This window comes from Streptomyces sp. NPDC054961 (assembly GCF_053609145.1).
The window spans coordinates 1-10,627 of sequence record NZ_JBSGWY010000014.1 but is presented as its reverse complement, the minus strand read 5'-3'; the positions used below and the strand labels follow the sequence as shown (position 1 = coordinate 10,627).

The 10,627-nt window shown below is 72.2% G+C and carries 11 protein-coding genes; 7 read left to right on the top strand and 4 right to left on the bottom strand.

The annotated features are described in order from the left end of the window. Positions 1–224 precede the first annotated feature (224 nt). Positions 225–404 (bottom strand): hypothetical protein, encoded by a 180-nt coding sequence (locus ACWF9Z_RS15280; RefSeq protein WP_453602219.1) that lies wholly within the window; start codon positions 402–404, stop codon positions 225–227. Positions 405–508: 104 nt separating this feature from the next. On the opposite strand from ACWF9Z_RS15280, the gene ACWF9Z_RS15275 reads away from it, so the two are divergent. Both ACWF9Z_RS15275 and ACWF9Z_RS15270 read left to right on the top strand, forming a co-directional pair. Beyond that, positions 509–1,144 (top strand): TetR family transcriptional regulator, encoded by a 636-nt coding sequence (locus tag ACWF9Z_RS15275; RefSeq protein ID WP_453602216.1) that lies wholly within the window; start codon positions 509–511, stop codon positions 1,142–1,144. A 325-nt stretch (positions 1,145–1,469) separates the two neighbouring features. Further along, positions 1,470–1,859: a hypothetical protein gene (locus ACWF9Z_RS15270; RefSeq protein WP_453602213.1), complete on the top strand. Its 390-nt coding sequence runs from the start codon at positions 1,470–1,472 to the stop codon at positions 1,857–1,859. A 205-nt stretch (positions 1,860–2,064) separates the two neighbouring features. On the opposite strand, the gene ACWF9Z_RS15265 is transcribed toward ACWF9Z_RS15270, so the two are convergent. After that, complete coding sequence (locus tag ACWF9Z_RS15265) at positions 2,065–3,282, bottom strand: sensor histidine kinase (protein WP_453602492.1); 1,218 nt, start codon at positions 3,280–3,282, stop codon at positions 2,065–2,067. A gap of 338 nt (positions 3,283–3,620) precedes the next feature. Between ACWF9Z_RS15265 and ACWF9Z_RS15260 the strand changes: the two genes are divergently transcribed. Together ACWF9Z_RS15260 and ACWF9Z_RS15255 are read left to right on the top strand one after the other, a co-directional pair. Further along, positions 3,621–4,160, top strand: coding sequence for an ArsR/SmtB family transcription factor (locus ACWF9Z_RS15260; protein ID WP_453602210.1), 540 nt, complete (start codon positions 3,621–3,623; stop codon positions 4,158–4,160). 17 nt (positions 4,161–4,177) lie between these two features. After that, entirely contained in the window at positions 4,178–5,473 is a 1,296-nt protein-coding gene (locus ACWF9Z_RS15255) for an MFS transporter (RefSeq protein WP_453602490.1), read from the top strand. Between the two features lie 90 nt (positions 5,474–5,563). Here ACWF9Z_RS15255 and thrS read toward each other — a convergent pair whose 3' ends face one another. Then, positions 5,564–6,892, bottom strand: a complete 1,329-nt coding sequence (gene thrS / locus ACWF9Z_RS15250; RefSeq protein WP_453602207.1) for a threonine--tRNA ligase — start codon at positions 6,890–6,892, stop codon at positions 5,564–5,566. Between the two features lie 222 nt (positions 6,893–7,114). Between thrS and ACWF9Z_RS15245 the strand changes: the two genes are divergently transcribed. Both ACWF9Z_RS15245 and ACWF9Z_RS15240 read left to right on the top strand, forming a co-directional pair. Next, complete coding sequence (locus ACWF9Z_RS15245) at positions 7,115–8,182, top strand: hypothetical protein (protein ID WP_453602205.1); 1,068 nt, start codon at positions 7,115–7,117, stop codon at positions 8,180–8,182. Between the two features lie 279 nt (positions 8,183–8,461). After that, complete coding sequence (locus ACWF9Z_RS15240; RefSeq protein ID WP_453602203.1) at positions 8,462–8,785, top strand: hypothetical protein; 324 nt, start codon at positions 8,462–8,464, stop codon at positions 8,783–8,785. Positions 8,786–8,900: 115 nt separating this feature from the next. On the opposite strand, the gene ACWF9Z_RS15235 is transcribed toward ACWF9Z_RS15240, so the two are convergent. Beyond that, positions 8,901–9,872 carry a hypothetical protein gene (locus ACWF9Z_RS15235; RefSeq protein ID WP_453602200.1) on the bottom strand — a complete coding sequence of 324 codons (972 nt, stop codon included), beginning with the start codon at positions 9,870–9,872 and terminating at the stop codon, positions 8,901–8,903. A 225-nt stretch (positions 9,873–10,097) separates the two neighbouring features. Between ACWF9Z_RS15235 and ACWF9Z_RS15230 the strand changes: the two genes are divergently transcribed. Beyond that, positions 10,098–10,538: a hypothetical protein gene (locus tag ACWF9Z_RS15230; protein ID WP_453602197.1), complete on the top strand. Its 441-nt coding sequence runs from the start codon at positions 10,098–10,100 to the stop codon at positions 10,536–10,538. Positions 10,539–10,627 lie beyond the last annotated feature (89 nt).

Sequence of the window (10,627 nt, the reverse complement as noted above, 5' to 3'; positions counted from 1 at the left end):
TCCGCCCCCCCCGCCGCCACCCCCCCCGTTGTAAACCCACACCCCCCCCCCCCGCCCCCACCGCCGGGGGGGGGCCGCGGGGGGGCGGGCGGGGGGGGGGGGGGCCCCCGCCCCCGCGGCCGGGTGGGGGGAACGGGCGGTGGCGCCGTTCGTGCCGGCGGAGCGGGGCCGTGCGGCGGGAGGGGTGGGGCGGTGTTCCTGGACGGTGGACCGGCGCGCCGTCGTCATGAGGAGACCCCCTGGCGATCGGTGCGGTGGTGCCGTCCGGCCCGCTCCCGTACGGCGAAGACCATGAGCCAGGCGGAGATCGCGGCCGTCGCGACGAGCGAGACCGTCGTCGGCACGTGGGCCACGGTTCCCAGCAGGATCCCCATGAGCATGAAAGCCGCTACGAGGAAGAGCATCGTGCTTCCTCCTTCAGATTCCTAGATTCGGTAACAGTTGTTCACTGACTACCCAGTCTAATTCACGGCATGCGGCTCCCGCAGGGTGGGGTTTAATTTCCGTCATGGATCAGACCGTCGGGGCCCGTCAAGCCCAACGCTTGCGCACGCGCCGGGCCTTGCTGGACGCCGCGCTGTCGCTCCTGGAGGAGCAGAACCTGGGCAGCCTCGGCCTGCGGGAGGTGACCCGCGCGGCGGGAGTGGCGCCGACGGCCTTCTACCGGCACTTCGCCGGCGTCGAGGAACTGGGGATCGCCCTGGTGGACGAGGCGCTGGAGAACCTGAACGAGGGCATCTCCTCGATCTTCGACGGTTCGGGGATCGCGGCACAACGCATCGACCAGGCAGTGGACCTGATGGCCGAACTGGTCCGCGCCTACCCCGCCCACCTCCGTTTCATCGTCCGGGAGCGGCACGGAGGCGTACGCCGGGTGCGTGAGGCGGTCGCCGCACGGCTGGACGGCTTCGCCCGGGGAATGGCCGAAAATCTCGCCGCCGATCCGCTCGGCGTCGGGTGGAGCCCCGCGGACCTGCTGATGCTCGCCCGTCTCTACGTCGACCACATGGTGATGACGGCGTCCGCCTACCTGGCGGCGGCCCTGGAGGGCAACGCGTGGGCCGACGTCACGGACACCGCACGGCGCCAGCTCCGGCTGATCCACGCGGGACGGCTCAACTGGGCCGGTGCCCACAGCGCGTGAGGTTGCCGTCCTCGAGGCGGGGGCTCGGACGGCCCCCTGCGCGGAGGGGCCGGAGGCACGCTGATCGGGAACGAACCACCGCTCGCGGCCCCCGGCCGGGATCCGGCCGCACGCCGGTGCCGACATCCCTGCCGGTATCCCCGCCGCGGGCGGGGCGGGGCGGGGCGGGGCGGGGCTGGGCGGGCGGCGCGATGGCGGGTGGCTCAGGGTGGCTCCGGGAGGGTGAACCTTCGATGTCGCACCGTTCCGGCGGTCCGGTCCGCTCCTAAGCTGCCCGCGGTGCCCATCGGACCGGGGACCACGGAACCCGAGAAACGGAACCCTTATGCGCCTTCGTACCACCGCTGCCGCGTTCCTCGCCTCCCTCGCGCTCGTCCTCCCCACCGCCGGACAGTCCCTCGCCGCCGACCCGCACCACGACGGCCTCGGAGTCCTCTACTACCGGTTCACCGACGGGGACGGCGAGGACCGCACCGGGCAGATCCGCCCCGGCGACAACGACACCTGCTACCAGCTCACCCACGCCCAGCGTCATCCGGCCTACGCGGTCAAGAACGAGACGGAGTCCCTGGCGGTGATCTTCCGGGACGGTCACTGCGGCGGACAGGCCGAGGAGACCCTGCGACCGGGCGAGCGGGCCTACAACCTCAACGCCCGGTCGGTCCTCTTCAAGCCGTCCCACGAGCACCACGGCCACCAGGACGACGACAACTAGGACGACGACAACGAGGACGCCCACGACGGGGACGCCCACGACGGGGCCCGCTCATCGAAGACCGAACGGTCCCCCTGCCCGGGTACGTCGACTCCGTCCCGGGCATCTCCGCCGAGGTGGCCCGCCACCGGGCCGGGCCACTACCTACCCGGCCCGGCCCGTGGCGCGCAGTGCCGTGCTGTCGGCGGGCAGCCGGGGCGGACCGTCACCGCCAGGGGAATTCGGCCGTCGCCGTCGTACCGCCGTCGTCGGAGACCTGGAGCAGCAGTCGCTCACGGGCCTTCCACACGTCCACCGAGGCCGATCGGGCGTGCTTGCTGATGTTCTGCAGCAGCTCCGAGGCCGTGAAGTACGCGATTCCCTCGATCGCCGCCGCGGGCCGCGCCGGAAGGTCCACGGCCACCTGCACCGGTACCGCGCACCGCGAGGCCACCGCGGACAGCGCCGCGTCCAGACCGCGGCCGGTCAGCACGGCGGGGTGGACCCCCCGCGCCAGTTCGCGCAGCTCCCGGAGCGTCAGGTTCACCTCCTCGTGGGCCTCGTCGACCATCGCCGCGGCGCGCCGCGGGTCGCGCGGCTCCTCCAGCAGCTTCTCCTTCGCCAGCCCCAGGTCCGTGGAGAGCGCCACCAGCCGGGCCTGCGCCCCGTCGTGCAGATCGCGTTCGATGCGCCGCAGATCGGCCGCGGCGGCGTCCACGACGACGCCCCGTCCGGAACCCCGCTCGGCGACCCGGGTGTCCGGCCGGGACGGCCCGAGCAGCCCGCTGACCAGAGCCCGGTCGACGGTGGTCAGGGCCCGGACCACCCACGGGGTGGCGAGCGTGAGCACCAGCCCGATCAGGGAGGTGAGGGCGATCGCGGCCGGCGTGTCGAGGTAGAAGGCGTGGCCCTCGTTCTGGAACAGCTGGAGACCGGGACGGTCGGTGAAAGCCGGGAACACCCAGAACCACAACGGGTACAGCAGGTAGGCCCAACCGGTCGCCCAGAACACCAGGGCCACCACGAACCCGAAGGCCGCGCACGGGACGTGGACCACGCAGTACAGCAATTGCCGCCACGCGCTCCCGCTCTTGAGCAGCGCGCCCATCGCGGACAGCGCCCCGCTCTTCTCCGCCCGGACCGGCTCGGGATCGGCGATCCCCACCCCGAGCAGGGTGCGCGCCCGCGCCCGCTCCAGGTGCCCGAACTCGCGGCACATGGCCAGTACCCCCGCCAGGAGCGGGACGCCGAGGAAGGTGACGAACAGCCCGGCACCGAGACTCACCCCGGTGATCGCCAGTGAGAAGTACAGGACGCTCAGCGGCAGCCCGCTCAGCAGGTACCCGAACTCGCGCCAGGTGCGCGCCGCGAGCGGTGCGCGCAGTACCGCGCCGATCCCGGCGCCCGTGCCACCGCCCGCGCCCTTGCCCTTGATCGTGACCAGCTCTTTCCATCGACCCGCTCGTGCCTGTTCCACGCCTTCACCCTGCCGCCCGCGACCGCGCCGGACCATGTGGCGGGTCGGCCTGTCCGCCCGGGGGATAACCCCACCCACCCTCCCGCGCGGCCGCCCCGCGAGGGTGTGGGAGAAGGGCCACCCGACCGCCTCGCGGTGTCCCCGTCGTCCTGGGCGAGCAGACGGACCATCGGCCGGGGACGTGGGCCCTGTTCGGGTCGATCGCGGCCGGGAGGGGCGGTGCGGGGGGCGAAGGCCTCACGTGCTGGACAGCCGATCCCGAAACCCCCTTGCCCAATGGTCAAGAAACGTTGACCATTGGGGGCATGCCTACCGAGGATCTCCCTGAGACGCTCCACGTCACCACGGGCGAGCAGTTGCGCGCCGTTTCCAGTCTCACGCGGCACCGGATCATGGCCGTGCTCCGCTTCGAGCCCGCGACGATCACGCAGATCGCCGAGCGCGTGGGCCTCGCGAAGGGGAGTTCCAGCTACCACGTACGGCTGCTCGAACGGGCCGGCCTGGTCAAGGTGGTGCGCACGCGGAAGGTCCGGGGGGTCACCGAGCGGTACTACGCCATGGCCGCGCGGACGATCGTGCTGCCGGATCCGGGGGAGGGCGGGCCGGATGTGCTGATGCGGCATGCGGTGGCGGACCTGGAGGCATCGCCGGCGGAGGGCGAGCGGTACGTACGGATGGCGCACCTACGGCTCACCGAGGAGCAGTTCACGGAGCTCGGGGCCCGGCTGCAGGCACTGGCGGACGAGTACCGGGAGCTGTCCGATCCGTCGCTGCCGGACGCGTCACTCGTCTTCGCCCTGTTCCACCCGGCGCCGCGCGAGCAGGCCGAGGGGGACGCCAAGTGACCTCAGGCTTGAGGAAGTTGCCGACCGGATTCGGACGGCTGTGGACTGCGCAGACGGTGTCCTCGCTCGGTGACGGCGTGTCGCATGCCGCGCTGCCGCTGCTCGCGTTGACGTTGACACGGGACCCGATGGCGCTCGCCGTCGTCACCGCCGCCGGAACGCTGCCGTGGCTGCTCTTCGGGGTGCTCGGCGGTGCGCTGGTGGACCGGTGGGACCGCCGGCGCACGATGTGGGTCACGGACGCGGCGCGCGCGGTACTGCTGGCGATTCCGGCGGCAGCGGCCGCGCTCGACGTGCTGAGCATTCCCCTGCTCGCCGCCCTCGCCTTCCTGCTCGGTCTCGGCGGACTCTTCTTCGACACGGCCGCCACGGCCTATCTGCCGGATCTGCTCGGCCGCGACCCCGCGCTCCTGGAGCGCGCCAACTCCCGCCTGCGCGGCGCCCAGACCGCCGCGTCCGGCTTCGCGGGACCGCCTGCGGGCAGCGCCCTGCTCGCGCTCGGGCGGGCGGTTCCGCTGCTCGCCGACGCGGTGTCGTTCGCGCTCTCCGCAGCGCTCGTACGGTCCCTGCCCGCGGAACCCCGGCCCGTACCGCAGGCCCGCGAGTCGCTGCTGCGGCAGGCACGGGCCGGCGCCGCGTACGTGTTCCAGAACCAGTTGCTGCTCGGGCTCGCGCTGCGTCCGGCGGTCGGGAACGTCGCCTTCCTCGCCGTGGAGACCGTACTCGCCCTCTTCGCGCACGACCGTCTCGGCATCGACGCCTTCGGCTTCGGCCTGCTCCTCACGGCGGAGGCCGCCGGCGGTCTGCTCGGTGCGGGCATCGCCTCCTTCCTCGGCCGACGACTCGGTACCGGCACCGCGCTGACCTGCACGGCCGCGGTCGAGGGACTCGCCGTCCTGGGTCTTTCCGCCGCCCCGAACCCGTACGTCGCCGGCCTCGCGCTCGCCGTCTGCGGAGCGGGCATGGGCGCCACGATGGTGCTCGGCCCCTCCCTCCGGCAGGCGATCGTCCCCGCCCACCTGATGGGCCGGGTCGCCTCCACCTCCCGCATGCTCGCCATGTGCGCCGCACCGTTCGGCGCCTTCCTCGGCGGCTGGCTGGCCACCACCTACGACGTACGCACCCCGCTCTACACCGCCGCCGGCCTGCTCCTCGCCATGACTGCCGTCACGGCGACCATGACCAACGACCGCCGGGTCGAGGCGGCGCTGCGTGCCACCGCCCCGGCCGCTGATCCCGCTCACCCGATGTCCCGTCATCCCGTGCAGGAGAAGGCCGTTGAGGGCTCCGCGAGCTCGTCGAGGCAGAGCTGAGCCGGCTCGGGGACCAGGCCCTCGGCCAGGCCGAGGGGGGCGAGCCCGCTGATGCCGATGTGGGCGGCGCTGACAGCCGCTGCGCGCCCGCTATGCGGCAGTGCTGCCCCACAGGTCGGTGCTGTGGGCATCGACGAGAGCGGTGATGCGGGCCAGTACGTCGCCGGCCGGCTGCGGGTCGAGCCGGCGTCCGTCACGCAGGCGCAGGGCGACGTGGTCGGCAGCGGCTTCCTTGGCGCCGATGACGGCTTGGTAGGGAACCAGGCGGGCCTCACGGATACGGGCGCCCAGAGTGCCGCGGTCGGGTCCCGCGATCTCGGCCCGCAGTCCGAGGTCGGTGCACCGTCGGGCGAGGGCTGCGGCATGCGGCAGTTCGGTGTCGGAGATCGGGAGGATCACCAGCTGGGTGGGGGCCAGCCAGGCGGGGAAGGCTCCGCCGTGCTGTTCGATGAGATGGGCAACGGCGCGCTCCACACTGCCGATGATGCTGCGGTGGACCATGACCGGGCGATGTTTGGCGCCGTCCGCGCCGATGTAGTGCAGGTCGAACTGCTCGGGCTGGTGGAAGTCGACCTGGACGGTGGAGAGGGTGGACTCCCGGCCGGCGCCATCGGTGACCTGAACGTCGATCTTGGGGCCGTAGAACGCGGCCTCGCCCTCCGCCGCCTCGTAGGACAGGCCGGAGCGGTCGAGGACGTCGGTCAGCAGGGCGGTGGACCGTTGCCACTGCTCGGGGGCGGCGACGTACTTGCCACCGGGGCCCGGGAGGGAGAGCCGGTAGCGGGCCGGGGTGATGCCGAGGGCCTCGTACGCCCGGCGGATCATCTCCAGCGCGGCCCGCGCCTCCGCGGCGACCTGGTCCAGAGTGCAGAAGATGTGCGCGTCGTTGAGCTGGATGGCCCGGACCCGGGTCAGCCCGCCGAGCACGCCGGAGAGTTCGGAGCGGTACATGCCGCCCAGCTCGGCCATGCGCAGGGGCAGCTCGCGGTAGCTGTGGGACCGAGAACGGTAGATCACCGCGTGATGAGGACACAGGCTCGGCCGCAGCACGACCTGCTCCCCTCCGAGGTCCATCGGGGGGAACATGTCGTCGCTGTAGTGCGCCCAGTGTCCCGAGATCTCGTACAGCTCCCGCTTGCCGAGCACCGGCGAGTACACGTGGCGGTACCCCGCGCGCCGCTCGGCGGTGCGGATGTACTCCTCCAGGGTGTGGCGCACGGCCGCGCCGTCGGGCAGCCAGTACGGCAGGCCCGCGCCGATCAGCGGGTCGGTGTCGAACAGGCCCAGTTCACGGCCGAGCTTACGGTGGTCATGCATGGCGGTCTCCTCGCGGACATCGGGCGAGTGACCGCACGGGCGAAGCCCCGGGGCACTCGCCCCGGGGCTTCGACTGGAACAGCTGTCAGCGCGCCGGGACACTCTCCGGCGTCGTCGTCATGGCAGCGCGCTTCATGCCGAAGACGCTAGCAGTCCGTGGCCATGCCCACACGGGCATTTCCCGGGCAGGGGTACGCGGGTCACGCGGGCGGGCGAAGCCTCCCCGGGCAGGGGCCGATGTTCCGCGATCCCCACGGCCGCCGTGTCCGGCCACGCGCTGACAAACGTCGCGGGACTGTCGGTGGGGGGTGACAGGATCGCCGTATGGTCTTCCTCCGCACCACGCCGCCGCGGCCCGTCGACGTCACCGCGGTCTTTCCCGAGCTGGCTCCGCTGGCGCGGGCCGCGATCCGGCTGCACCCGCGTGCCGGGTCGCCCTCGGTGCGGGAGAGCTCGGTCGGGGGGCCGTTGCTGTGGCCCGCTGAGGAGCCGTGGCCGCACTGCGAGGGCTCGCACCCGGGCAGCGGCATGTCGTGCTCACCGGCAGACGTGCGGCTCGAGAGGCGCGTGCGAGCTCGGCTGCGCCGTGATCCGCAGGGTCCTCCGTACACGTCTGAGGAGGCAGCGGCCATGGAGCGCAACGAGGCGCTGTTCACGGAGCTTTCCGACGCCGGTCCTCCGTGGCCCGCGGAGTGCCCGGTGCCCATGGTGCCCGTGGCCCAGCTGTACGTGCGCGACGTACCCCTCTTGCGGCCGCCCGGGCAGGCCGACGTGCTCCAGGTGCTGTGGTGCCCCTACGACCACGAACCGCATGCCAAGCCTGCGACCGCGTTGTTCTGGCGGTCCGCGGCGGAGGTCGGCGATGTGCTCGCCGAGGCGCCGGAACCGTACGAGGCGGACTGGGAAGGCTACGTCCCGGAGCCGTGCCTGCTGGCGCCGGAGCAGATCACCGAGTACCCCAACAGCCTCGATCTGAGCGCGGAGGTGCGGGAGCTGCTGGCGGACTGGAGCAGGTGGCAGGCGGCTGACGCCGGCGTGGACAGCTCGTACGCGGACTGTCCGGTGGCGTTCTACGACGATGAGCTGGCCGACGCTCCCGGCTGGAAGGTCGGCGGCTGGCCCCCGTGGGGCCGCACCGACCCGTATCGCCGGTTCTGCGCGGTCTGCGACGCGCAGATGGTCCCGCTGCTGACCATCGCCTCGTTCGAATGGGACAGGGGCAGTCGCGGCTGGGCGCCCTACGAGGATCGAGCCGCCGCCTTCGCCGCAGGCCGTGCCGCCGGCCAGAACCCGGCCCAGCCGACCGCGGTGGAGGTCGGCAGCACCGACAACATGCAGCTCTACGTCTGCCCTGCATCCCCGGAGCATCCGCACACCGACCTGATCCAGTGAGCTGTCGCCGAGCCCCCTGCGCGAGCCACCGGCCCGAGGCCGCACGCACCGCAACAGCTCCGGGCGGGGGCCGGGTTCGGCCGGCCGCGCGGCGGTCCGCCACGAGCCCGGGACATCGCGGTGACAGCATCGCACCCCCACGCTTCGTCACCGCGGGGAGCAGGGCTGCCTGCTGGGCCTTTGTGACATCGTGATCTGGTCGATGTCTCACCGGGCTGGTATCGCGGGGCCCCTCGGTGTGACAGTAGCGGGCACTCTCTACCGACAGCGAGGTACGTCGTGTCCGGCCTGGCCTTCTTCGCCCCCTGGTTGGTTCTCGTCTCTACGCTCTGGGCGTTGCTGCCGCTCGTCTGCCCCCGGCGGCGACGGGCAGGCGTCATCATCGCCCTCTCGCATCTCATCGTGACGCTGATGCTCACCCGGCCCTGGACGGAGGAGTGGTACTGGCACGACGGGGCGTGGCAGGTCCTGGTCTTCGGGCAGGGAACCCTCATCGCGCTGGGACGGCTGGCCTTCGAACTCGGTCCGCTCGGCGCGCGTCGCCCCCGGGCAACGCCCCGGCCCTCGGACGGAGAACCGGTGATGGCCCCGCTCGGTCGGTGAGGCGCGGCTGCGTCCCCGGTGCGACGCCCGGCACCGTCGCAGCCGGCATCGAAGGCGGCCCGGCGCCACGAGGCCGGCCCGGCTCCAGCGAGGCGGCGGCGGCGAACGCGCTGCGTTAGTACCCGCCGAAGCTGATACCGCCGGTGAAACCGCCTGTTCCGCCGGTGCCGGTGCCACCGATCAGGGGGTGGGACGCGTCGTGGCGCGGCGGTTGCGATGTGAAGGTGCGGTAGTCCTCGGAGAACAACTCCCGCCACCAGTGCTCGAAGCTCACTCCGTGCAGCTCGCGCTCCGTCTCGGTCACAGCCGTACGGTCCCATCGCAGACGGGCCGGCTTCAGGTCCTTGAGGGCCTGGCGCAGACCTGGCAGGTCGACGGGTGCGCTGCCCCGCGGCGAGGTCGGTGCGCGGCTGCTGTCGTCGGCGGGTACGTCGTGGCGGAAGACGTACGCCGTCGACCGGCCGTCCGTTGCCATCGACCAGCACCAGACGGGCCGTTCGGCGACATCGGCCCTGCGGCGACGAGCCTCCCCTTCCTGCCGCGCGTGTGTGGCGGCTTTGTCCTTCTCGACCTGGATTGCTTCCAGGATCTCCAGACGGACCGGCTTGTAGGCCTCACTGGCCTCGCGCATGACCCGGTCGTAGCGCTGCCGGGCTCGCTCCCAGCCGCGTAGGGCGCCGGGTGCGGCGAAGCGCCTCCACCGCGGCACGGACCCGGCGCGACGGAGGGCGGCGAGCAGCTCGGCGCTGATGTCGTCCACGGCGGTGGCGTAGGCGAGGGCGGCTTCGACCCAGCGGCGGCAGGTCTGCTCCGTGCACGGCACGAGGCAGCTGTCCTGCCAGGTCGGGAGGGCGACACCCGCCGTGTCGAACTGAAAGTGATGAGCCGGGTCACGGGGCTGGGGGGTCCGCACCAGGAAGAGGGGTCCTACGAGGAAGGGGGATGGCTGCCATCCGTCGAGGAGCCAGTCGGGCCGCTGTTCCAGGACGTGGACCTTGTCGTCCACGGGGCCGACCGGCTCGGCGTGTTGCTGTCGGGGGAGCACCGTCTTGTACCGGCGCGGGTGCTGCAGTTCTGCGCGACTCATCGGCTTTCCCCCCAGCCCCCCGCGTGCCCGTACTCCCATGGTGCCGTCGTACCCGCCCGCCGGGCCATGTCCGCGGCGGTGATGCGTCCCAGGGGCGGACGCCGGACGCATCGGGCCGGAGGGTTCAGAAATGGATCAACCTATGGTTAAGTGTCATGTGAAATATCACATGACACACTGACGGTCCGGGAGCCTCGGGCCGTGATCCACCAGAAGGAGTTCCCCGTGAACCGCTTAGCGCTTCTCGCCGTCGGCACCGCAGGTCTGGCCGCTTTCGCGATCACCCCCGCCAGCGCCTCTGCCCAGTCGGCCAACGCCACGGCGACCGCCACCTCCTGCGGGAACTCGGGCCTGCAGGCGGGTCTGTCCACGCGGGTGTGTGCCGAAGTCACCGGCAATTCCGTCGTGTTCTACGGCAAGGTCGGCTTGGCCGGACCCTCGCCCGTCTCGAAGGAACTGATCGCCACCCTGTCCTCGGAGGTGATCGGCAGCGGCGCGCCCAGCACGCGGACCTGGTACGTCTCCTTCAACTCGGCGCCCCTCGAGCTGCGTGGCGCGGCCAGCACCGTCCCGTGCGGCTCCACCATCCGCGGCACCTTCGGCGTGGCCTCCTTCCCCCAGTCGGCCAACCCGGTGACCCACGAGGTCACCGTCACCTGCTACTGAGGATTTCGGGTTGTCGTCGGGTGGTGACGGTTCATGATCCCTGCGGTATGCCGGTGGTATGCGTTATCCGGAGGGTGGGGGCCTGACCG